Genomic DNA, 21,958 nt, shown 5'->3' on the forward strand with positions numbered 1-21,958 from the left:
TGGTTGCGTAGCCGTCGCCGTTACCTGCATCGCGCTTTAAGGCAGCGTTACAGCTGAGTCGACAGTGAAGACCAGAATCCAGAGTGCCCAAAAGAAAAGGATTGAGAAATTAGAATGTCTGTTCGAATTGGAATTGACGTCGGCGGAACTTTCACGGATGCAGTTGCAATTGATAACGACAGCTTTGAGCTGATCGGCAGTGCCAAAGTTCCCACGACTCACAATGCTCCAGAAGGTGTTGCGGCGGGAATTGTCCAGGCGCTTCATCAAGTGCTGGAAACGCAGAACATCGCGCCCGAGGATGTTGTCTTCATTGCTCACGGGACGACTCAGGCAACGAATGCTCTTCTTGAAGGCGATGTCGCAACCGTCGGCATCCTTACACTGGGTTCTGGTCTTCAAGGCGCGAAAAGTCGTTCGGACACAACCATGGGCGATATTGAACTAGCCGAAGGAAAGAAGCTTCCCTCTGTTAATCAATATACCGATGCTGGCGAAGAAGGCTTGGAGAGCCGCATTGAGGCGTGCTTGGACGAACTGAAAAACCAAGGCGCGCAGGCAGTCGTCGCCGCCGAGGCATTTAGCGTTGACGATCCAAGAAACGAATCAATGGTTGTTGAGGTCTGCTCGACGCGTAATATCCCCGCCACGGCAACGAATGAAATTTCGAAGCTCTATGGTCTCAAGGTTCGCACGCGCACGGCTGTCATCAACGCCTCGATCATGCCAAAAATGCTGGAAGCTGCGACCATGACCGAGCGTTCAATTCGCCAAGCGAAGATCGCGAGCCCGCTGATGGTCATGCGCTGCGATGGTGGCGTTATGACCGTCGATGAGGTCCGCAAGCGCCCTATTCTGACGATTTTATCCGGTCCGGCTGCTGGCGTTGCGGGTGCGCTTCGCTATGAGCGTCTAACCGATGGCCTCTTCTTTGAGGTGGGCGGGACATCAACGGATATCTCGTGTGTCAAAGACGGTCAGGTTATGGTGACCTACGCCGAGGTCGGTGGACACAAAACCTACCTGAATTCGCTGGATGTCCGTACGGTGGGCATTGGCGGTGGCTCAATGGTTCAGCTTCGCGATGGTAAAGCCGTTGCGACCGGACCGCGAAGCGCGCATATTGCGGGTGTGGATTACGAGGTCTATACCGATCCAGAAAAAATTGTTAATCCGCGCCTGGTTGCGCTTCGTCCTTTGGCAGGTGATCCTGAGTACGCCGTCATCGAGTGCGATGGGGGAGTGCGTGTGTGCCTGACTATGGCTGGGGCTGCGAACATTGCCGGTTTCGTCCACGATGGTGACTATGCGCGCGGTAACGTCGAGGCCGCGCGTCGAGCCTGGGAACCCCTAGCACAGTCCATGGGATGTTCCGTTGATGAGGCTGCGCAGAAGGTTTTGGGATTCGCGAACCAAAAGAATGCTGCGGTTGCTGCTCAATTGATGAAGGATTACCACCTTGACCCGCGCACTACCGTCTTTGTAGGGGGCGGTGGAGGTGCTGCTGCGGTCGTCCCTCACCTTGCGAAGACCATGGGGCATCAACATCGAATTGCCCGTAATGCGGCTGTGATCTCAACGATTGGTGTGGCCATGGCAATGGTGCGGGATATGATCGAGCGTTCCGTTGTGAATCCAACGCAAGATGATGTGATCGCGATTCGCAGGGAAGCCGAGCTCAAGGCGATTGAGTCGGGCGCGGCTCCTGGAACTGTTGAAGTGACCGTTGAAGTTGACTCGCAGCGTAATGTTGTACGCGCGATTGCTGTTGGTGCGACAGAGATGCGCACCAAGAGTGGTAGAGGGGGAACGCTTGGTGACGATGATCTATTGAAGATTGTTGCCGAAAACTTGGACGTTCCCGCGGATACTTTGAGCCTTGCGGCTCGCACGGATCAGATGCTCGCAGTGACCGCGCAGGTCAAACAGAAGCGCTTTTTTGGTTTGCTCTCAACAACGAAGAATCCGCTTCGCTTGATTGATACGACGGGAGTTATTCGACTGCAGAAGGCGCAGGCTAAGGTGTGGCCCTCAACGGTTGCTTCCGCGGTCAATACGATTAACGAGGCCATTGATCAGTTGACCGTTTACAACGATGGTGGTGCGAATTACCCGAACCTGCATCTGGTTGTGGGCGGAAAGATCATCAATCTTTCGGGGCTTTCCAGTGAGGAACAGATTCGTTCACTGGCGGCTGTAGAACTTCAAGGTTATGACGCTCAGACCTCGCTGATCGTCGTTGGAACCGAAAGGCTTGAAGGGTAGCAGTGTGAGCGGTGACCACATGCGGGCTCTGTCTGATCAATTCCCATTCCCCAGTCTTGAGTGTGCTCGTAACGAGTTATTGCGGGATCCTTCCGTGAGACGGATCCCTCATGATGAACAAGAACGCATCCTCAAAATGGTATGGGAGCGAGGGCGGGAAGTGGCCCGTGATTTTTTCCCGCGTGTGGTTGCTGCCGACTTCTTTTCAGTGTGTTCACATGCGGGGTTGAGAGTAGTGCAGGAGGACAGCAAACCTGTTGCCGGGCGACGCTTCTTTGCGCACTATCAGCCCAAACATTCATTGATCACCCTAAATACACCATCGCTACAGCTGTGGGCAGATTACTATTCGATGGAGCTTCAGCAGGCCAGCAATATGGCACTGTGCCATGAGTATTTTCATTTTTTGGAGTGGACACGGATTGGACTGATGTCAAGGGAGCTGGATATTCCATTGTTTCGTTGTGGTGCACTGCGAATCGGTCGTGTCCGTTTTCCCTCACTGAGTGAAATCGGTGCCTACGGTTTCACTTATCAATGTTTCTATTCCTCCGCGCAAGGAGAGGAAAACTAATGACGACAACTATTAACTACGCGGGGCATGATGTTCCGGTTCTCGGAAGCTACGATGTCGCAATCGTCGGTGGCGGCTCATCGGGTGCTGCTTGTGCGATCCGATGTGCTCAGCTGGGGCTTTCAGTCATCATCATTGATCGCTTCACTATGCTGGGAGGAACCGCGACGAATGCAACCGTGTGCCCGATGATGCCAACGTACGTGGCTCACCGGCAAGTCTTCGCGCAGGTTGAGGAGGGACTCAAGGCCTCGGGAGAAGTAACACGTGATGGAACCACGACGATGGTGTGGTTTGCGCCGGAGCGTCTGGGGCGGGTCTATGAAGACCTTGTAACCTGCTCGGGCGGCACTATCCTCTATGACGCGACGCTGGTTGATGTGCTTGATGACCGAGCTCAAGATGGCCCTCGAACTCTTCAATCGCTGATCGTCATGACTGCACAGGGGTTGGTTGCCATTGATGCGCAAACTATGGTCGATGCTTCAGGTGACGCGGTACTTGCGCGCGCCGCAGGTGTTTCTACCGAAAGTGGAGATGAAACAGGAGCAAACCAGGTGTGCTCGCTACGTTTCATCATGGGTGGAATTGATGTTGACGCCTACAGAGATTACTGTCTGTCGCTTGGAGATGACTTTTCCCCTCTTAAAACCGGATATTTCTGGGAATCGGCCATGGTTGCCGGGCGTGATTTTGTCCTTGAGTCGATCTTCCGCGAGGGCGTTGCAGATGGACTTCTTGAAGAAGGAGACCTGAGGTACTACCAGACTTTCTCAGTTCCCGGGAAGCCGGGAGCCTTGGCCTTCAATTGCCCGCACATCCCCAGCCTGGTCACGAATACCTCAGCGATGGGGCGCTCAGAGGCGATTATCGAAGCGCACGCGACCATTGATAGGCTCACTCGATTCCTGCAGACAAAAATGCCGGGATTTGAGCATTCATATCTCATAGGAATCGCCCCCATGCTTGGCGTTCGTGAATCGTGGAGAATCAATGGGGTCTACCGGCTCACGGAAGAAGATTATGTGAACCAGGCCCGATTCGAGGATGGGCTGGTTCGGGGCGATTGGTTTATCGATGTCCACTCGCAGTCAAAGGGACTGTTCCATAAGAAGGGATATCAACACGGTGACTATTACGAGATTCCGTATCGCTCACTGATTAACCCTCAGGTTTCTAACCTTTTGACGGTTGGAAGGTGTATCTCGACTACTTTCTTGATGCAGGCCTCGGTACGTATTACTCCGACCGTGATTGATATGGGCGATGCAGCCGGATGTGCCTGTGCTCTGTCAAAGTCTGAGCACATACCGGTCCTTGAGCTGTCAGGGGCAAAGGTTCGGTCTTATGCCGATGAGGTCTCACCTTTATCCTGAAGCTGCGGTGCCTATCAGCAAGTGAGGCGATAGACACCGCATCCAGCTTTCCAAGAGGGGCCAAAATAGCGTAGGCTCAACCCTTGGACGTGTCTTTGGGGGCAGTATGCCTGTTTCCGAGGACAATCCCGAGCGGCCTCAGGCCGTTCGAATCCGAAAAAGTAGTAGAGGATAGACGGAGGATATGGCGAAGAAGGACGGCGTCATCGAAATCGAAGGCACGGTTATCGAAGCCTTGCCGAATGCGATGTTCCGCGTGGAATTGAGCAATGGACACATCGTGCTTGGCCACATTGCCGGCAAGATGCGTCAGCACTACATTCGCATTCTGCCCGAGGACCGAGTGGTCGTCGAGCTGAGCCCCTACGACCTCTCTCGAGGCCGCATCGTCTACCGCTACAAGTGAACACACCGACACAAGCTACCTGCGGGTAGCGGAGGTACACACCATGAAGGTCAAGCCGAGTGTCAAGAAGATCTGTGACAAGTGCAAGGTGATTCGTCGCCACGGCAACGTCATGGTCATCTGTGACAACCCCAGGCACAAGCAGCGTCAGGGCTGAACCCTCGCTGCGATAACGCCGGAGTAATCCGGCAGCATCATTCCACACGCGCTTGCGCGACCCTCGGTTCGGAGGCCGGGGCCGGGTGGCTCACCCGGGAGGAGTGGTGACGACCTCCGATGAACAATTTGGAGCATAAACATGGCACGTATTTCCGGCGTCGACCTCCCTCGCGAAAAGCGTATGGAGATCGCGCTCACGTACATTTATGGAGTTGGACGCACCCGCGCCAAGGAGACCCTCGAGGCCACCGGCGTGAGCCCCGATCTTCGCGTGAAGGATGCCACCGAGGAAGACCTCGTCAAGCTTCGCGAATACATCGAGAACACCTTTAAGGTGGAAGGCGATTTGCGTCGTGAGGTCCAGGCAGATATCCGTCGCAAGATTGAGATCGGATCCTACCAGGGACTTCGTCACCGTCGTGGCCTGCCGGTCCACGGTCAGCGCACCAAGACCAATGCGCGTACCCGTAAGGGCCCCAAGCGCACCGTTGCAGGTAAGAAGAAGGCCAAGTAAGGCCGCTAAGTCCAGCGTGGACTTTTAACACACGACTTCGAAGGAACTGAAACACATGGCTGCAAAGACCACTCGTTCCGGCGCGGGACGCAAGCCGCGCCGCAGGATTTCAAAGAACGTCACTCACGGACACGCGTACATCAAGTCGACGTTCAACAACACTATCGTTTCCATTACCGACCCTACCGGTGCGGTGATCTCCTGGGCCTCCTCCGGCCAGGTGGGCTTCAAGGGTTCGCGTAAGTCGACCCCCTTCGCTGCTCAGCTTGCTGCCGAGGCCGCCGCGCGTCGCGCACAGGAACACGGCATGAAGAAGGTCGACGTCTTCGTGAAGGGTCCCGGCTCCGGCCGTGAGACCGCGATCCGTTCGCTTCAGGCTGCTGGCCTGGAGGTCGGCTCGATTCAGGACGTGACGCCCCAGGCATTCAACGGCGCTCGTCCCCCGAAGCGTCGTCGCGTCTGAGCCCCGGAGGGTGGAGATCCCACGGAAATCCACCCCCCACGTCTGGGCGGGATCACACAAGAATACGTGGCCTCGTCCTTACCTTTTCCCCGCAATGCGGGACCCCGATCCGGCGTCATATGGCGGGCGCCGGGAAGAAAGGACTAAGACGTGCTCATTGCAGAGCGACCCATCCTGACCGAAGAGAAGGTCAGCGAACTGCGCTCCCGTTTCATCCTGGAGCCCCTTGAGCCCGGTTTCGGCTACACGCTGGGTAACTCCCTGCGCCGAACCCTGCTCTCGTCGATCCCCGGCGCTGCCGTGACCTCCATCCGCATTGATGGTGTGCCCCACGAGTTCCGGACGATCGAGGGCGTGAAGGAAGACGTTGCCGAGATCATCCTGAACATCAAGCAGATCGTTCTCTCCTCCGAGAACGACGAGCCTGTTGTTATGTACCTGCGTAAGGCAGGCCCGGGAGAGGTCGTCGCAGGGGACATCACCCCTCCGGCCGGCGTTGAGATTCACAACCCCGATCTGCATCTGGCGACCCTCAATGAAAAGGGCAAGCTTGAGATCGAACTGACCGTCGAGCGTGGCCGCGGCTACGTATCGGCTGCTCAGAACAAGGATCCCCAGGCTGAAATTTCCCGCATCCCGATCGATTCGATCTACTCTCCCGTTGTCAAGGTGACCTACAAGGTTGAGGCAACTCGTGTTGAGCAGCGCACCGACTTCGATCGCCTGATCATTGATGTTGAGACCAAGCCGGCAATCACCCCGCGTGACGCCGTTGCCTCCGCTGGCAAGACCTTGGTTGAGCTCTTTGGCTTGATGCGTGAACTGAACGAGGAAGCCGAAGGCATTGAAGTCGGTCCCTCGACCACGGATGCCACCCTCGCTGCCGACCTCGCGCTGCCCATTGAGAACCTCGGCCTGCAGTCGCGTTCCTACAACGCACTGCGTCGTCGTGGAATCCTCACTGTTGGCGAGCTCGTGGCTCACTCCGAGGCGGATCTGCTTGACATTCGCAACTTCGGTACGAAGTCGATTGAAGAAATCAAGGAAGCTCTTGCAACCCTTGGGATGACCCTGAAGGATTCTGTGCTGCCCTCCGGCGAGGCTAGCGAATCCGGTTCCATCCACTTCAGCGACGATCAGTCCATCTGACATGCTGCGTCCGATGGACGCATAAATTCCTAGGAGACAAAATGCCCACCCCCAAGAAGGGTGCTCGTCTGGGCGGAAGCCCGGCACACCAGAAGCTGATCCTCAAGAACCTTGCGACTCAGCTCATCGAACACCGCTCGCTCACCACGACCGAGGCCAAGGCTAAGGCCCTGCGCCCCTTCGTTGAGAAGCTCGTGACCAAGGCAAAGCGTGGCGATATGCACGCTCGCCGTACCGTGGCTCGCGTCATCACCGACAAGAACGCCCTGTACACCCTGTTCGACGTGATCGCTCCCGCGCTTGATCCCGAGCGTCAGGGCGGCTACACCCGCCTGACCCGCGTGGGTAACCGCAAGGGCGACAACGCTCCTCTCATGCAGATTGAGTTCTGCATGGAGGCCGTCGAGAAGAAGGCAGTCGTGAAGTCTGCTGAGAAGACCGCCGAAAAGGCCGCTGCAGCTGAGGTTGCAGCAGAGGCTGAGGAAGCTGCAGAGGCCGCTTCTGAGCGCGCCGAAGAGGCTCGCGAAGAGGGCGATCTCGCCAAGGCTAACGAGGCTGAGGAAATCGCAGCCGAGGCCGGCGAAGAGGCTGACGCCGCTGAGCAGGTCGAAGAAGAGAAGTGATCTCTTTCGCGTAAGCGACTTGAAAGGGGCCGGTACCACACGTGGTACCGGCCCCTTTGTCGTGTCAATCGTCGCCTTCATATTTCTTGCTTTTTCAGGATGAAAGTCATCGGTGGCGGTAGCCTGTACCTATGACTCGCGAGATGACACTGGCAGTGGATTGTGGCGGTGGCGGAATTAAAGCGTCCGTCCTTGATGGGCAGGGGACAATGGTTGCCCCGCCAAAACGGACGCCCACGCCCTACCCTCTTCCCCCTGAATTGCTGGTTCAGACAATCGCCGATCTTGCAGCTCAGCTTCCAGAAGCTCATCGCGTGACCGTTGGTATGCCGGGGATGATTCGCCATGGGGTTGTGATCGCAACTCCGCACTACATCACGAAGGATGGCCCGCGATCGCGTGCTCTTCCCGAACTCGTAGAGAAGTGGGATCACTTTGACATGGGGCAGGCGGTTGAGAGCGCTCTTGGCATTCCGACCAAAGTTCTCAATGATGCTGAAGTTGCGGGAGCCGGTGTGATCACCGGACGTGGCCTAGAAATGATCATCACGCTGGGCACGGGGCTTGGAAACGCGGTCTTCGATGGTGGGCATCTTTCTCCACACGTCGAGGTCTCACAGGGGCCGATTCGTTGGGGCCTGACCTACGATGACTATATCGGCGAGCATGAGCGACTTCGCCTCGGTGACGTCCATTGGTCTCGCCGCGTTCGCCGAGTCGTGGATGGCCTGCGTCCCATGTACATGTGGGATCGTCTGTATCTGGGCGGTGGCAATTCAAAACGAATTGTCCCAACCTCCCGCGATCGTCTTGGGGAGGACGTGATCATTGTCCCCAATGATGCTGGCATTATCGGAGGGGTGCGCTCGTGGGAGCTCTAAGTACTTCCCAGCTACGGATCCGTCTGGATCTTGCCTACGATGGCACTTTCTTCCACGGATGGGCTGCACAAGATGGCCTTCGCACTGTTCAGGGCGTTCTCACCCAAGCGCTTTCGACAATTTTGCGCCGTCCTGTGATCCTGACCGTCGCTGGGCGAACTGATGCCGGAGTTCACGCTCGCCATCAAGTCGCCCATTTTGATTGCGCTTCTGATGTCTTCCACTCTTTGATACGAGAATCCGACCGCCCCGAAAACGACGAGGACCTCAACCAGGCCTGCTGTCGCGCGCTGTTGCGACGGGTGAATTCGCTTCTTGGTCGCGAATACATCGAACATATGGCGACAACAGGTATCAAAGTGCCCCGGGGGACTGCTGATGCCCGTCTTTCCGAAGTACGCGTGGTATCCGCAGACTTTGATGCGCGTTTCGCAGCGCTTGAGCGTTCCTATACCTATCGCCTGGCCCCCGAGGGGCAACTGCCACTGGCGCGGCGTTGGGATGTGTACGAGGTCGCCCACGCCCTTGACGTCGAGGCTATGAACCGATCAGCGCAGCCTCTACTGGGTGAGCACGAATTCCTTGCCTTCTGCCGCCCGCGCGAGGGTGCGACGACGATTCGTGAACTGCGTGAGTTACGTATTATTCCCGAGGCCGGGGGGACTGGGGTCCTCGAGTGTCATGTGCGCGCTGATGCCTTCTGCCATTCCATGGTTCGTTCTCTTGTTGGCGCTTTAATTGAGGTGGGTAGGGGAGCGCGTGAGGAAAGTTGGCCTACGCAGCTGCTTGAGAAGGCCTCGCGCCAAGAGGCGGCACCGATTGCCCCCGCGCATGGGCTGACCCTGGAATCCGTGAGTTATCCCGACGAGGCCGAGTGGAGCGATCAGGTTCACCGAGCACGCCGTATGCGTGGTTTTGCCTTTGACGGAAGCCTTGAAGAATGGGCGATGGGCGGCAATTGCTGCGCTGGTTGATTCAGAAACGATATGAGGAATAAGCCACACTCTGGTCTGTGCTTTGACCCCGCTGCCTTTTGGCGCATAAACTAGCAGGTGCTGTGTGTCAGCTGGACCTTCGGTGCCTTCCCACTCGCCGGAGAAGAAATTCGGCTGATGCCTCGCGGAACCGTTTCATAGCGGGCCGGTGCGTCGAATACTCGATGCTAGGCCCCATGACAGAAAGAATTGAAGGTTACGCCCGTGCGCACCTATTCACCTAAGCCGGCGGATGCCGACAAGCAGTGGTACGTCATCGACGCCACTGACGTCGTCCTCGGCCGCCTGGCGGCTCAAGTTGCCGCTATCCTTCGTGGGAAGCACAAGCCGACGTTTGCCCCTCACCTCGATATGGGCGATTACGTCATCATCATCAATGCGGACAAGGTTGCCCTCACCGGTAAGAAGCTTGACCAGAAGATGGCCTACCGCCACTCCGGTCGCCCCGGTGGTCTGAGTGCAACACGCTATCGCGATCTCATGGCTGAGCGTCCTGAACGTGCAGTCGAGAAGGCAGTCCGCGGCATGCTTCCTCACACCAGCCTCGGCCGCGCGCAGTTCAAGAAGCTGCACGTCTACGCCGGAGCTGAGCACCCGCACATCGGCCAGCAGCCGATTCCCTACGAAATCACCCAGGTCGCCCAGTGAGCGCGTCGCGCTTCTGAGCCCAACGAACTGCACTGAGGAGAACTGTGGCTGAGACCACCGAGATTCTTGAGCTGGATGAGGAAGTTGTCCCCAGCTCCTACACCACAGAGACTGAGTCAGCGCCTGCTGGTGCTGGTCAGTCCATCACCGCGCCCGGCGCGGGCCTTGGCCGCCGTAAGGAAGCCGTTGCCCGTGTTCGCCTGGTTCCCGGCAACGGCCAGTGGACCATTAACGGACGCACTCTTGAAGATTACTTCCCGAACAAGCTGCACCAGCAGCTCGTGAAGTCTCCCTTCACCCTGCTTGATATCGACGGTCGCTTCGATGTGATCGCTCGTATCAATGGCGGCGGCATCTCCGGCCAGGCCGGTGCGCTGCGCCTGGGCATCTCTCGCGCACTGAACGAGATCGATCGTGACGCGAACCGCCCCGCACTGAAGAAGGCTGGCTTCCTGACCCGCGATGCCCGCGCTGTTGAGCGTAAGAAGGCAGGCCTCAAGAAGGCACGCAAGGCTTCGCAGTTCTCGAAGCGCTGATCTTCGCCTTTACTTCGACTCGTGGCTCCACCTTTTGGTTGGAGCCACGAGTCATTTCTATGCAAGCCGGGTAAACTTGGAGAGTTCGATATCGAATTTGGGAGGAACCCCGATGACCAGGTTGTTCGGAACTGACGGCGTACGCGGACTGGCAAATGTTGATTTGACTGCGCCCCTCGCACTGGAACTGGGTGAAGCGGCAGCTCGCCTGACAATTCAAGGACGGCCGGCCTCGGGACACAAACCGAAAGCTATCATCGGTCGCGATACACGAATCTCCGGCGAGTTCCTCGACCACGCGCTGGCGGCAGGTCTTGCAAGCGCGGGAATGGACGTTGTCCGCGTCGGTGTCGTCACGACCCCGACCGTTGCTCACTTGACGGCCTCGTCCTCAGTTGATCTGGGCGTCATGATCTCCGCGTCGCACAATCCCATGCCTGACAATGGCATCAAGTTTTTTGCGCACGGCGGCTACAAGCTCCCTGACCAGGTCGAGGACCAGATCCAAGAGCTCCTCAATACCTCTTGGGATCGTCCCACGGGCGCCGCTGTTGGTGAGGTCGAATACGACGATGACTGGGCAGAAAAGTCCTACATTGAGCACCTCATGACCTCTTTGGGAACAGACCTGCGCGGCTTGCGTATTGCGGTTGACTGCGCGAACGGCGGTGCTTCTTTCCTTGCCCCTGAAGCTTTCCGTCAGGCCGGTGCTGACGCTGTCGTGATCAATGCTGCCCCCGATGGTCGCAACATCAATGACAAAGCCGGCTCGACGCACCCCGAACAGCTTCAGGCGCTGACCGTTGCCTCCGGGGCTGATTTCGGTGTGGCTTACGATGGTGACGCGGACCGTTGCCTTGCGGTCGACCGCCACGGAAATCTTGTTGATGGTGACAAGATCATGGGTGCGCTGGCTGTCCACATGCGCGATGAGGGGCAGCTTGCCAAGGACACACTGGTTGTCACGGTGATGTCGAACCTCGGGTTGATTCTTGCCATGCAAGAGGCCGGTATTCAGACGATTCAGACCGGCGTCGGTGACCGCTACGTCCTTGAAGCCATGCTCGAGGGTGGATACTCCCTGGGCGGCGAACAGTCCGGACACATCATTGCGAAAAAGTATGCGACTACCGGCGACGGTATTCTCTCCTCGCTCCTGCTCGCGCGCATGGTGAAGGAATCTGGACGCGATCTTGCAGACCTTACCGGCTTCATCAAGCGCCTCCCGCAGACCCTGATCAACGTTGGGGGAGTGGACCGTACTCGCGCAGCAACCGATCCAACCGTGGCAGAGGCAGTTGCTGCTGCCGAGGCCGTGCTGGGCAATACCGGACGCGTCCTGCTCCGCCCCTCCGGTACCGAGCCCTTGGTTCGCGTCATGGTCGAGGCGGCGACGCAGGCGCAAGCCGATGGCGTAGCCTCGCGCCTGGCTGACGTGGTGAAGGAAAGCCTGTCGCTCTAAGGACGAGCGACAGAAGAGCGCCAAACCGCGCGAGTGGGGACGATGAGCCGCTCAGCTTTCTTTGCTTTGCGCGGCTTTTCGATCGCCGAAATCATCGCCTCAACGGCGCCCTGTGTCATTTCCCGCAGCGGCCACTCGACGGTTGTGAGGCCAAGGGCTTGGCTGCTCGCGGGTTCTTGATTACCAAATCCCAGGATGGAAAGGTCGTGTGGAACGCGGAGATCGAGATCGGCGGCGGCTTGGAACACGCCCGGTGCCTGCGAGTCATCGGCGACGGCGATCAGGGTGATATCCGGGTTGTCTGAGAGAAGGCGCAGGGCTGCTTGGTATGCGGTCGAGGCATCCCAATCGGGAAGCGAAAGCAAAGTGAAACCCGTGCCGAAGGTGGCTTCAAGGGGGAGCTGGCGTGAGTGATTGGTATTCGGTCCTGCAAGAAAAACTGCCTGTCCGCGTCTTTGTGCGCTCAGATGCTCGCTGAGGATTTCTTTCACTCCCGCGCATTCGTCAATGCTCACCAGAGCGCTGGCCCCTTGGGTGTCTTCCGTATTAATCATCGACATTGCAACGATGGGAATACCGAGGTTTGCCAGAAACATGGAGGTAAAACTCTCGGCGGAGGTCGTTTCGCGGATGACCCCGGCTAATTGCGTGTCCCCTAAGACTGAGCGAATTGTCTGCGCATCTGAGGGGTCATTACTTGATTGGAAGAGCGGAAGAAGCAAATATCCGCGCTTTTGGATTTCGATCATGGCGGTTGTGAGAACCGTGTGAACGACCGGAACGAAGGGATTATCTGGGAGTTCTGCCATGAGCAGCGCGATCAGTCGAGAACTGCCGCGCCGAAGTGAACGTGCAGCAGCATTAGGAATATAGTTCAGGTCTCGCGCTGCATCTTGGACTCTCTGAATTGTTGCGGGCGCGATCTTCACTTCTGGTCCGCGGCCGTTCAGTACCAAAGAAACCGTCGAAGGAGCAACTCCTGCTGCTCGGGCGACGTCGGCCCGCGTTGCTCGTTCCATTCTTGCTGCTCCTGATCTGCCATGGAAAAAGCGTGTTAACACAACAACTATAACGTGTTAGTCTTTGTGTACTGCAAGGAGATTCAATGTTGACTCACCTGAAAGGCTCATCATGAAAATTATGCCCTCATACGCGCCCTGTGTGGGAGCACTTTCTCCTGCTCGCGCGTATCTCGCTGATGATCCAGGGCAGATGAGCCTAGATGGCCTCTGGGCCTTCACCTATCACCGCGTTGATCCCAATCCCGGTGCAAATCCCGAAGAGGCATGTCCCTCTCCTCGCGTATCAAGCGAAGAGACGATCGATGTCCCAAGCCACTGGGTTCTGAGAGGAGATGGACGCTGGGGTGCCCCCGCCTATACCAATGTTGACTTCCCCTTCCCTGTGGATCCGCCTTTCCCCCCGGAAGATAATCCTGTCGGTGACTATTCTCGGCACTTCACATGCCCCAAGTCGTGGCTATCATCGGGAGGCCAGGTCCGCCTGCGCTTCGAAGGCGTTGAATCCCAGATCATTGTCTGGATCAATGGCCAATGGATCGGAATGGCTCGCGGTTCACGTCTCGCCCACGAATTCGACGTCACCAAGATGCTTGTCCCCGGTGAAAATACGGTGACTCTTCGCGTTCATCAGTTCAGCGCAGGATCCTATCTTGAAGATCAGGATCAGTGGTGGCTCCCGGGAGTTTTCCGCTCAGTTTCACTGCGATACCTTCCCGATTTCTCCATTGAGGATCTGTGGATCAATACCGATTACAAGGCCGGGCAAGGATTTGCGACCCTAGAGCTGAGAGTGCGTGGGGCGCAAAGCGAAACGCTTGAAGCGAGTCTGTATATCGAAGGGCTCGGTGCCTCGCTGCTCACGCTCTCGCGCGGGGAGGACGGGCGCTACCGCAGCGATAGCATTGGCCTCGGCAATGTCGAGCCGTGGAGCCCGCAATCGCCAAAACTTTACGCCGCACGCGTGCACGTGGTGGGGGAGAGTGGCCGTAAAACGGAAGAACGTCACCTGCGCCTCGGCTTCCGTCGCGTGTGCATCGAGGACGGCGTTCTCATGGCCAACGGCGAGCCCCTGACGCTTAATGGTGTCAATCGCCATGAAATTCGCGCCGACGAAGGGCGAGTATTCAGCGAAGAATTTGCGCGCGCCGATCTTGAACTCATGAAGTCGATGGGAATCAACGCGATCCGAACTTCCCATTACCCGCCTCACCCGCGCCTTCTCGATCTGGCCGATGAAATTGGGCTGTGGGTCATGCTCGAGGGGGATATTGAAACCCACGGTTTTGAGGGGAATCGTACGTGGATCGATAATCCCTCCGATGATCCGCGGTGGGAAGCCTCCTACCTCGACCGCACCGAACGAGCATTTGAACGCGACAAGAATCATGCCAGCATTTTCTGCTGGAGCCTGGGGAACGAATCCGGAACGGGACGTAACTTGGCAGGGGCCGCACGTTGGCTCCGCGAACGCACCCACGGACGCGCCCTCGTCCACTACGAGGGCGACCATGCCATGGAGTACGTCGATATCTACTCACGGATGTACCCGACACTTGAAGAAGTTGCTGCGGTGCTTGACGATGCGGACATGCACGCGCCGGTTGCTGTCCCGAGCCATGCAAGTGCGGCTGTGGATGACGGAGCGAAAGAACGCATTCGCAGCGCTCCCTACATCATGTGTGAGTACCTCCACGCGATGGGGACCGGCCCCGGTGGAGCGGCCGCTTATGCCGAGCAAATGAGCCATCCTCGCCATGCTGGAGGCTTCGTGTGGGAGTGGCGTGACCACGCGCTGTGGCACACCCTTCCTGATGGGCGTCGCTGTCTTGCCTACGGCGGTGATTTCGGAGAGGAAGTGCACGACGGAAATTTCGTCTGCGATGGCTTGGTTGATGCGCTTTCGCGTCCCTATGCAGGGACATGGGCATGGATTCGCTCGCTCGCGCCTGACGCACCGATCCTTCAGGGTCGCTCGCAACAATCGGGTGGCGAGGCCGAGGAGCGCTTGCGTGCACTGGCTTGTGCAGCTTCTTCCCGGCTCTCCTCTGACGAGGCCGAGTGCGGCACCGTGTTTGATGATCGTGGGCGCGTGGAGTCCGTGGGCGGGCTTCCGATCGTGGCGGAGATCAGTGTTTACCGCGCACCGACGGACAATGATCGCGGTCGTGGTCCCGTCGATTATTGGGGGATTTCCACTTTCGATCTGGGGCCACTGGGAACAGGGACCGGGCAATGGGGAGTTTCTCACGCCCAGCGATGGGAAATGGCACGTTTGCATCTCCTGCGCAGAACCTGGCATGGAAGCGCCCGTGAGAAGGGAACGCGGGTGCTTGTCGAACGCTGGGCGCCACCTGCTGCACAGTTCGGACTTGAGACTCGCTGGAGTTTTGCTCCCGTAGACGGAAAAAGCGGAGGCGCATCTGCGGGTGCTCCACTGCCGGGAAACTGCCTCGCCGTAAAGGTTGAAATGACTCCCTATGGGCACTGGCCCGAGCGCATCCCTCGCGCAGGGGTTCGTCTGTGCATCCCGGGAACGGGGTGGACGGCCTCCTGGGTGGGGGAGACGGATATCGCTTATGCGGATATGCCCGGCGTCAATCCAGATGGGTTTGGATGCGCTGAACTTGAAGATCTGTGGGATGTGGGCGTTAAGCCTCAAGAAGGTGGGCACCGACCGGGACTGAAGGTTCTTGAGCTGCGTGGGGAAGACTGCGCGTTCACGATCGTTCCTCGAAGCGAAGTGGGGTGGAGCGCCTCGCCGTGGAGTGAGCAAGAGCTTGCCCGGGCGGGACACTGGGAAGACTTGCCGCATTCGAATCGGACTTTTGTTTGGCTTGACGCCATTCAAGATGGCATCGGGACTCGCTCGTGTGGCCCGGATGCGCGCCCCGAATTCGATGCACGGATCAATCCACTGAGCATTGAATTCGTTGTTTGTGTAACGGATCTATAACAATTGTCTGCTATGCAACGTAAAGCTAGGTTCTCAACGGTAGCCTAGGCTTATCGACTAACACGAGATAGTTAGTGATTCGGTATTCATATCGATCTACGACACGAACCAATGGAGGTTTCGCATGTTGAAGAAAAAGATGGCCGCTGGCGTCGTCGCCCTGGCCATGGTAAGCACTCTAGGATTGAGCGCCTGCTCGAACGGCAGCAGCGACTCTTCTTCAAACTCAGCAAGCGGCGGATCCGCTTCGGGCTCGATCCCCAAGCCTGATGTTGCATGCGACATTCCCGCAACGAATCTCGACGATTCGAAGATTGACACCTCGAAGGTCGAAGGGGAAATCACCTTCCAGACCCAGGGCCTCAAGACCGACTTCGGCGACTTCTTCACCGCGAAGATCAAGGAATTCGAAGACGCAAACCCCGGTGTCAAGATCAAGTGGACTGACCAGGCAGGTGGCGCTGAATTCGACCAGACCATTACCGCCCAAGCAACGAACTGCCAGATGGCAGACGTTGTCAACGTTCCCTCTTCGACGATCCTTGCCCTGTCAAAGTCCAACCTCCTCATGGACTTTGATGTGAAGGCTCCCGGTATTGGTGACAAGTTTGTCGAGACCATTTGGGATTCGACCGCACTGGGGGCCAATAACCACCACACCGCGCTTCCCTGGTACTTCGGCCCCTACATCACCACCTACAACAAGGAAGTTTTCAAGCGCACAGGCTTGGATGAAAACACCTCTCCTAAGACCATGGAAGAGATGTTTGACTACGCTGCAAAGGTCGGAGCGAATGGCAAGGGCGACTACGGCATCTACGGCTCTCCGCAGTGGTACATGACCGCGCAGCTGCACGGCATGGGCGTCAGCCTCATGAACGCTGATAAGACCGAGTTCAACTTTGCTGACAATGAGCAGGCAATCAAGTACGTGACCCGCCTCGCCGAGCTCTACAAGAGTGGCGCGATCCCGAAGGACTCGTTGACCGGCGAACCCGATCCGGGCAAGGCATACGCCGATGGAAACTTGGCATTCGGTACCCCGAATGCGTCCTTCCTCAAGTCCGTCAAGGCAAACAACGCGACCGTCTACAACAACACCGGTGTCGGTCCCTTCCCGACCAACCCCGGAATCAAGCCGGTCTTCGAAGGCCAGTACATCGGCGTGTCTGTCTCGACCAAGAACGCTCCTCTGGCAATGAAGTTCGCCGAGTGGATCACCAATGCTGAGAACCAATACGCATGGACCCACGACGGTGGTGCGATCATCTTCCCGGCAGTAACAAGCGCTCTTGACAAGCTTGTTGCAAACCCGCCGGAGATCGCGGATGATCCGGTCTTCAAGGCTGCCTACGAAGAAGCCGCAAAGGCTGCAAAGGAAGCCGAGGCATACACCGACGTCTTCTACACCACCGGTGCCGTTCAGGACAGCCTCGTCGAAAACGTGAACAAGGCAATCCGCGGAGAGGTCGATGCAAAGACCGCTCTGAAGACTGCACAAGATCAGATGAACAAGAAGCTCAAGGCTCTGACTGAATGATCTGCCCTTGCCGGGGGTAAAACAATCGCGTTTTACCCCCGGCAAAACCCTTGAACAGCACTGAAGGACCTGACAATGTCGTCGCGTACAGGACGTGCCCCAAGCCGATCTCTTAATGGGGCCGCGCGTTTCCGCCCAGGATGGATGCCGTGGATCTGGATTACACTCCCGGTCTTGGCAATTATTACTTTTTACATTTATCCCTTCATCACAACGGTTTTCGTCTCTTTCACGAAAACAAAACCGCTGCGAAAAATTGGTCCCTTCATCGGGATCGAGAACTACACCTACGTTCTGAACGACGCGGAATTTTGGGGTTCTCTTCGTAACTCGCTGATCTACGCGGTGTGCGTTGTCCCTCTTATGGTGCTTCTCCCTCTTCTCCTTGCCCTCCTGGTCAAGTCCTATGTTCCGGGCATCGGATTCTTCCGTGCGCTTTACTACTTGCCTGCGGTTTCTTCGCTCGTCGTCATTTCCTTGGCTTGGCGCTACCTGCTCAATGAAAGAGGACCAGTAAACAATCTTTTGACCTCATGGGGATTGGATACGGTCCCATTCCTCTCGAACCAATGGCTCATCCTCTTTTGTGCCATGCTCATTACCTTGTGGCAGGGCTTGCCCTACTACATGATTCTCTACTTGTCCGCTCTTGCGAACGTCGATAAGTCCCTCTACGAGGCCGCAGAACTCGACGGAGCGGGAAGCGTCCGTCGTTTCTTCACCGTCACTGTTCCGGGCGTCAAAGTCATGATGTTCTTGGTCGCGACACTCACAACCATCGGATGCCTCAAAATCTTCACCGAGGTCTATCTCCTTGGCGGAAGTGCCTCCCCGACAAAGACTTTGACCATGTACATCCGAGACTGGACCGATCCGACATACGGGTCTCTGGGCAAGGGCAATGCAGCCTCGGTCTGCCTCTTCCTCATCACTTTCGGATTTATCATTGCCTCCCAGAAGCTGCAGAGGAAGGCTGAAGACCAATGAGTACCGCAGTTTCTTCAAGCAGCTCAGCCACGGCCTCGTCAAAGTTCGCGAGCTGGCGCAAAGCTCGCAAGCTTGAGAACCAATCGCGCAACGTCGCATCACGCCAGCTCAAAGGATCTCGCCTGGTCCTGCGGTACATCACGCTGGTCGTCGTCGCGATCCTTATGGTGGGACCGCTTCTGCTTCCTCTCCTCGCGGCATTCAAAGCTCCTGGGGAGTCGGTTTTCGGCCAAGGCGCCACGATCTTCCCGCAGACGTGGTCGCTTGCAGCGTTCAGCACACTGTTTAAACAAACCGCGATCCTGCGTGCGATTGGCAACTCGGTCATCGTTGCAACGCTGACGGTCATTTCAAATATCGTCTTGTCCTGCTTGGGTGGATACATGCTCTCGCGACGGGGATGGACCGGTCGTAACATCATGTACTTCGTCGTGCTCTCGGCGATGATCTTCCCCTTCGAATCAATCATGCTGTCCCTGTACTCGATGATGGTGTCCATCGGCACGTACAAGACACTGACTAGCGTGTGGATGGTTGCCATGATTGGCCCCTTCCAGATCCTGATGATGCGCGCAGCTTTCCTTGGAATCCCCGAAGAAATTGAAGATGCCGCGCTGATTGACGGGGCGGGCGAATGGGCGCGTTTTTGGAGGATCTTCCTTCCTCAGGTTCGCGGAACTCTCACGGTCGTTGGACTGACCTCCTTCATCGGCGCTTGGTCCGATTTCCTCTTCCCGCTACTCATGCTGGTCGACAACGACAAGCACACTTTGATGCTGGAACTGACAGCCATTCAAAATTCCGCTCAGGGAACGACTTATCAACTGGTCTTGGCCGGAGCGGTCGTTGCACTGGTTCCTGTCGTTGTTGTCTTCGCCTTCTCGCAGAAGTACTTCTTCCGTGGAATCGAAGATGGCGGATTGAAGTTCTAGATCGATAAAGGCACATACCAATGAGTGATGAACTGAGCGAGGACTTCGCTCCCGATGCACTAGAAGCTGCGGGTGCGCTGCGTCAATACCCGGATCCGGGGTACATCTGGCCAACGAACCCGCGCACCCTCGCCGCACTCGAGCAGTGGAGGGACCACAAGGTCGGTGTCATCATCCATTGGGGGATCTTCTCTCACATTGGCCAAGATGGCTCCTGGTCCCTGCATCGCCAGCGTTTGGGTGGCTTTACTGACCCACCTGAGGACTGGAAGGGAACCGACGAGGAGTATCACTCGTGGTATTGCGACCAAGCGCGTTCCTTTACAGGGGACGATTTCAATGCCGAGGAATGGGCCTCCGCGTGCGCCGATGCTGGAATGCGTTACGTCGTCTTTACGACAAAGCATCACGACGGCTACGCCATGTACGACACGGACTTCTCGAACTTCAAGTCGACCAGTGAAGAATCCGGACTTGGTCGCGACATCGTCCGCGAAATCTTCGAGGCCTTCCGTACTCACGATATGGAAACGGGTGTCTATTTCTCCAAGGCTGATTGGAACCACCCGGGATATTGGGATCGCGCCCGCACCATCACTGATCGCTACCACAACTTCGACATCGAGAAGCACCGCGCAAAGTGGGATTCCTTTGTTCGCTACACCCACAATCAAATTGATGAGCTCTTGCGTAATTACGGGCGTATCAACGTGCTATGGCTCGATGCCGGTTGGGTTCGCGAACCAGATGAACCGATTGATATCGATGAGATCGCCGAGAATGCACGTCGCCTCCAACCCGATATTTTGGTCGTTGACCGAGAAGTCCATGGGGTGAACGAAAACTACCGAACCCCCGAGCAGGAAGTTCCGGACGATATTCGACGCTACCCCTGGGAATCGTGCATCACCATGACTCGCGGCTGGTGCTCGATGGGCCCCGAAGAGCCGATCAAGCCTATGCGCCACATCATCTCCAATCTATTGGCGATCGTGTCGCGAGGCGGGAACTATCTCATTGGGATCGGTCCTGACGCGCGCGGAGGCATGTCCACGTGGATTCGGCGAGGCCTCGAGCAGCTGGGTGACTTCTTGCGCGTCAACGGTGAGGGGATCTACGCGACTCGCCCGTGGGAGAAGATCGCTTCCCTGCGCGCGCAAGAGGGCTGGTCCTGGTACGCAACACAGGCCAAGGACAGTGAGTCTCGAGTTTTCTTCTTCGGGATGCCTCCGGCGCCATCGACTGATGAGGCCGAGGAGCGTTCTTACGAAGAAAGAACCTTTGCCCCCTCCGGTCTTGCATCGACGTGGCTTGAGGTCCCCGGGAAGGTACGCGGTGCCCGGATTCTTGGAAGCGAGGACAGGGTCATCGTCGAGGCGCGTGAAAGCTCATCACGCCTCGTGATTCCGCAGACCGATCTGCGCTATGCGGTGGGAGTAGAGCTCACCTTCTGAGCCGCAGTGACTCGACACGGTGATCCGCACCCTTGGTGAAAATCATCGTTGCGCGCTCGCGGGTGGGAGCAATGTTCTCCAAAAGGTTTGGGAGGTTGATTTCCTCCCAAATCGAGCGAGCTGTGGCCTCGGCCTGCGCATCCGTTAAGGAGGCGTAGGTGCGGAAGAAAGAATCCTCGCGAGTGAACGCGGTCTGACGCAGGGTGAGGAAACGATCAACGTACCACTGTTGGATGTGCTCGGCGTCGGCATCCACGTAGATGCTGAAGTCAAAAAAGTCTGAGACTGCGGTCGGCATGACGCCGGGTCCCCACTTGGGAGGTTGGAGGACATTGAGTCCTTCAACGATGAGAATGTCTGGGCAGTCTACGACGACGCTTTCGCCCTCGACGATGTCGTAAACGACATGTGAATAGACGGGGGCCTGAACATTGCGCATCCCTGACTTAACTGCCGAAAGGAAGGAAATGAGTGCTGGGCGGTCATAGGACTCGGGAAAACCTTTTCGCCCGAGCAGGCCTTTGGAACGGAGAACCGCATTGGGGAAGAGGAAACCATCTGTCGTGATTAAGTCGACTCGCGGGGTCTTTTCCCATCGGGACAAGAGAAAACGCAAGAGGCGGGCGACAGTAGATTTTCCAACGGCAACCGAGCCGCCGATTCCGATGATGAAGGGGACAGGAGCCCGGTGAGAGCGTGTAAGGAAATCTGAACGCTCTTGCTCAACGCGTCGATGTCCCTCAACGTAGAGCTGCAACAGTGCGGTCAACGGTCGGTAGATTGCGTCGACTTCGGCAATATCAATGGGATCGCCAAGGGATGCTAAACGCGAAAGGTCAGTGTGTGTGAGTGGAAGGGGTGACCTGTCGGCAAGCCGATCCCACTGGTCGCGGGAGAAGTAATCAAAGGGTGATTCTTCGGTGTTGTTGATATCACTCACAGTGCTAATTGTGGCAACTTCGTGGACTTGACACGCAATCAGAGGTCCCATGCGTCTCAAAATGTTATCTATCGCGCAG

The 21,958-nt window shown here is 57.1% G+C and carries 21 protein-coding genes; 19 read left to right on the forward strand and 2 right to left on the reverse strand.

Annotated features, from left to right (window positions below; all coding sequences use genetic code 11):
• Window positions 1–114 precede the first annotated feature (114 nt).
• The 14 genes from RW023_RS03865 to glmM all read left to right on the forward strand — a co-directional run bounded on the left by RW023_RS03865 (window position 115) and on the right by glmM (window position 12,051).
• A complete protein-coding gene (locus tag RW023_RS03865) occupies window positions 115–2,265 on the forward strand; it encodes a hydantoinase/oxoprolinase family protein (protein ID WP_315579969.1) in 2,151 nt (716 codons plus the stop codon).
• Window positions 2,266–2,269: 4 nt separating this feature from the next.
• Entirely contained in the window at window positions 2,270–2,839 is a 570-nt protein-coding gene (locus RW023_RS03870) for a hypothetical protein (protein ID WP_315579970.1), read from the forward strand.
• The gene (locus RW023_RS03875) at window positions 2,839–4,215 is read left to right on the forward strand and encodes an FAD-dependent oxidoreductase (RefSeq protein ID WP_315579971.1); all 1,377 of its coding nucleotides are present in this window, start codon (window positions 2,839–2,841) and stop codon (window positions 4,213–4,215) included. The genes RW023_RS03870 and RW023_RS03875 overlap by 1 nt, the downstream gene beginning before the upstream one ends.
• A gap of 184 nt (window positions 4,216–4,399) precedes the next feature.
• Window positions 4,400–4,621 (forward strand): translation initiation factor IF-1, encoded by a 222-nt coding sequence (infA, locus tag RW023_RS03880; protein WP_009408800.1) that lies wholly within the window; start codon window positions 4,400–4,402, stop codon window positions 4,619–4,621.
• A gap of 43 nt (window positions 4,622–4,664) precedes the next feature.
• A complete protein-coding gene (rpmJ, locus tag RW023_RS03885; protein ID WP_003790577.1) occupies window positions 4,665–4,778 on the forward strand; it encodes a 50S ribosomal protein L36 in 114 nt (37 codons plus the stop codon).
• Between the two features lie 141 nt (window positions 4,779–4,919).
• Window positions 4,920–5,294, forward strand: coding sequence for a 30S ribosomal protein S13 (rpsM, locus tag RW023_RS03890; protein WP_315579972.1), 375 nt, complete (start codon window positions 4,920–4,922; stop codon window positions 5,292–5,294).
• Between the two features lie 55 nt (window positions 5,295–5,349).
• Window positions 5,350–5,757, forward strand: a complete 408-nt coding sequence (gene rpsK / locus RW023_RS03895) for a 30S ribosomal protein S11 (protein WP_009408802.1) — start codon at window positions 5,350–5,352, stop codon at window positions 5,755–5,757.
• A 150-nt stretch (window positions 5,758–5,907) separates the two neighbouring features.
• Window positions 5,908–6,906: a DNA-directed RNA polymerase subunit alpha gene (locus RW023_RS03900; RefSeq protein ID WP_009408803.1), complete on the forward strand. Its 999-nt coding sequence runs from the start codon at window positions 5,908–5,910 to the stop codon at window positions 6,904–6,906.
• Window positions 6,907–6,947: 41 nt separating this feature from the next.
• The gene (rplQ, locus tag RW023_RS03905) at window positions 6,948–7,529 is read left to right on the forward strand and encodes a 50S ribosomal protein L17 (protein ID WP_291457907.1); all 582 of its coding nucleotides are present in this window, start codon (window positions 6,948–6,950) and stop codon (window positions 7,527–7,529) included.
• 131 nt (window positions 7,530–7,660) lie between these two features.
• Entirely contained in the window at window positions 7,661–8,410 is a 750-nt protein-coding gene (locus RW023_RS03910) for an ROK family protein (protein ID WP_315579973.1), read from the forward strand.
• Entirely contained in the window at window positions 8,398–9,384 is a 987-nt protein-coding gene (truA, locus tag RW023_RS03915) for a tRNA pseudouridine(38-40) synthase TruA (RefSeq protein WP_315579974.1), read from the forward strand. Before RW023_RS03910 ends, truA begins: the two co-directional genes overlap by 13 nt.
• 225 nt (window positions 9,385–9,609) lie before the next feature.
• A complete protein-coding gene (gene rplM, locus RW023_RS03920) occupies window positions 9,610–10,053 on the forward strand; it encodes a 50S ribosomal protein L13 (RefSeq protein ID WP_019126481.1) in 444 nt (147 codons plus the stop codon).
• A gap of 44 nt (window positions 10,054–10,097) precedes the next feature.
• Window positions 10,098–10,589 carry a 30S ribosomal protein S9 gene (gene rpsI / locus RW023_RS03925; protein WP_009408809.1) on the forward strand — a complete coding sequence of 164 codons (492 nt, stop codon included), beginning with the start codon at window positions 10,098–10,100 and terminating at the stop codon, window positions 10,587–10,589.
• A 112-nt stretch (window positions 10,590–10,701) separates the two neighbouring features.
• Complete coding sequence (gene glmM / locus RW023_RS03930; protein WP_315579975.1) at window positions 10,702–12,051, forward strand: phosphoglucosamine mutase; 1,350 nt, start codon at window positions 10,702–10,704, stop codon at window positions 12,049–12,051.
• On the opposite strand, the gene RW023_RS03935 is transcribed toward glmM, so the two are convergent.
• The gene (locus RW023_RS03935; protein ID WP_315579976.1) at window positions 12,048–13,070 is read right to left on the reverse strand and encodes a LacI family DNA-binding transcriptional regulator; all 1,023 of its coding nucleotides are present in this window, start codon (window positions 13,068–13,070) and stop codon (window positions 12,048–12,050) included. The two genes, glmM and RW023_RS03935, sit on opposite strands and share 4 nt — an antisense overlap.
• A gap of 112 nt (window positions 13,071–13,182) precedes the next feature.
• Between RW023_RS03935 and RW023_RS03940 the strand changes: the two genes are divergently transcribed.
• From RW023_RS03940 to RW023_RS03960, 5 genes are all read left to right on the forward strand, one after another.
• On the forward strand, window positions 13,183–16,026 hold the full coding sequence (locus tag RW023_RS03940) for a glycoside hydrolase family 2 TIM barrel-domain containing protein (protein ID WP_315579977.1): 2,844 nt from the start codon (window positions 13,183–13,185) through the stop codon (window positions 16,024–16,026).
• Between the two features lie 124 nt (window positions 16,027–16,150).
• Window positions 16,151–17,566, forward strand: a complete 1,416-nt coding sequence (locus tag RW023_RS03945; RefSeq protein WP_315579978.1) for an extracellular solute-binding protein — start codon at window positions 16,151–16,153, stop codon at window positions 17,564–17,566.
• Between the two features lie 75 nt (window positions 17,567–17,641).
• On the forward strand, window positions 17,642–18,553 hold the full coding sequence (locus RW023_RS03950) for a sugar ABC transporter permease (protein ID WP_315579979.1): 912 nt from the start codon (window positions 17,642–17,644) through the stop codon (window positions 18,551–18,553).
• Window positions 18,550–19,485 (forward strand): carbohydrate ABC transporter permease, encoded by a 936-nt coding sequence (locus tag RW023_RS03955; RefSeq protein ID WP_315579980.1) that lies wholly within the window; start codon window positions 18,550–18,552, stop codon window positions 19,483–19,485. The genes RW023_RS03950 and RW023_RS03955 overlap by 4 nt, the downstream gene beginning before the upstream one ends.
• 20 nt (window positions 19,486–19,505) lie before the next feature.
• Window positions 19,506–20,939, forward strand: coding sequence for an alpha-L-fucosidase (locus RW023_RS03960; RefSeq protein WP_315579981.1), 1,434 nt, complete (start codon window positions 19,506–19,508; stop codon window positions 20,937–20,939).
• On the opposite strand, the gene coaA is transcribed toward RW023_RS03960, so the two are convergent.
• On the reverse strand, window positions 20,929–21,930 hold the full coding sequence (gene coaA, locus RW023_RS03965; protein WP_399499323.1) for a type I pantothenate kinase: 1,002 nt from the start codon (window positions 21,928–21,930) through the stop codon (window positions 20,929–20,931). The genes RW023_RS03960 and coaA overlap by 11 nt on opposite strands.
• Window positions 21,931–21,958: the final 28 nt, after the last annotated feature.

The sequence above is a fragment of the uncultured Actinomyces sp. genome (assembly GCF_963542285.1).
GTDB lineage: Bacteria > Actinomycetota > Actinomycetes > Actinomycetales > Actinomycetaceae > Pauljensenia.

Bases quoted from the DNA above. Each gene is read 5' to 3' on its own strand.
- infA (WP_009408800.1), top strand. From the start codon at position 4,400: ATGGCGAAGAAGGACGGCGTCATCGAAATCGAAGGCACGGTTATCGAA.
- RW023_RS03950 (WP_315579979.1), top strand. From the start codon at position 17,642: ATGTCGTCGCGTACAGGACGTGCCCCAAGCCGATCTCTTAATGGGGCC.
- RW023_RS03935 (WP_315579976.1), bottom strand. From the start codon at position 13,070: ATGGAACGAGCAACGCGGGCCGACGTCGCCCGAGCAGCAGGAGTTGCT.
- rpmJ (WP_003790577.1), top strand. From the start codon at position 4,665: ATGAAGGTCAAGCCGAGTGTCAAGAAGATCTGTGACAAGTGCAAGGTG.
- coaA (WP_399499323.1), bottom strand. From the start codon at position 21,930: ATGGGACCTCTGATTGCGTGTCAAGTCCACGAAGTTGCCACAATTAGC.
- RW023_RS03955 (WP_315579980.1), top strand. From the start codon at position 18,550: ATGAGTACCGCAGTTTCTTCAAGCAGCTCAGCCACGGCCTCGTCAAAG.
- RW023_RS03960 (WP_315579981.1), top strand. From the start codon at position 19,506: ATGAGTGATGAACTGAGCGAGGACTTCGCTCCCGATGCACTAGAAGCT.
- glmM (WP_315579975.1), top strand. From the start codon at position 10,702: ATGACCAGGTTGTTCGGAACTGACGGCGTACGCGGACTGGCAAATGTT.
- RW023_RS03865 (WP_315579969.1), top strand. From the start codon at position 115: ATGTCTGTTCGAATTGGAATTGACGTCGGCGGAACTTTCACGGATGCA.
- RW023_RS03910 (WP_315579973.1), top strand. From the start codon at position 7,661: ATGACTCGCGAGATGACACTGGCAGTGGATTGTGGCGGTGGCGGAATT.
- RW023_RS03940 (WP_315579977.1), top strand. From the start codon at position 13,183: ATGAAAATTATGCCCTCATACGCGCCCTGTGTGGGAGCACTTTCTCCT.
- rplQ (WP_291457907.1), top strand. From the start codon at position 6,948: ATGCCCACCCCCAAGAAGGGTGCTCGTCTGGGCGGAAGCCCGGCACAC.
- RW023_RS03875 (WP_315579971.1), top strand. From the start codon at position 2,839: ATGACGACAACTATTAACTACGCGGGGCATGATGTTCCGGTTCTCGGA.
- RW023_RS03945 (WP_315579978.1), top strand. From the start codon at position 16,151: ATGTTGAAGAAAAAGATGGCCGCTGGCGTCGTCGCCCTGGCCATGGTA.
- rpsK (WP_009408802.1), top strand. From the start codon at position 5,350: ATGGCTGCAAAGACCACTCGTTCCGGCGCGGGACGCAAGCCGCGCCGC.
- rpsM (WP_315579972.1), top strand. From the start codon at position 4,920: ATGGCACGTATTTCCGGCGTCGACCTCCCTCGCGAAAAGCGTATGGAG.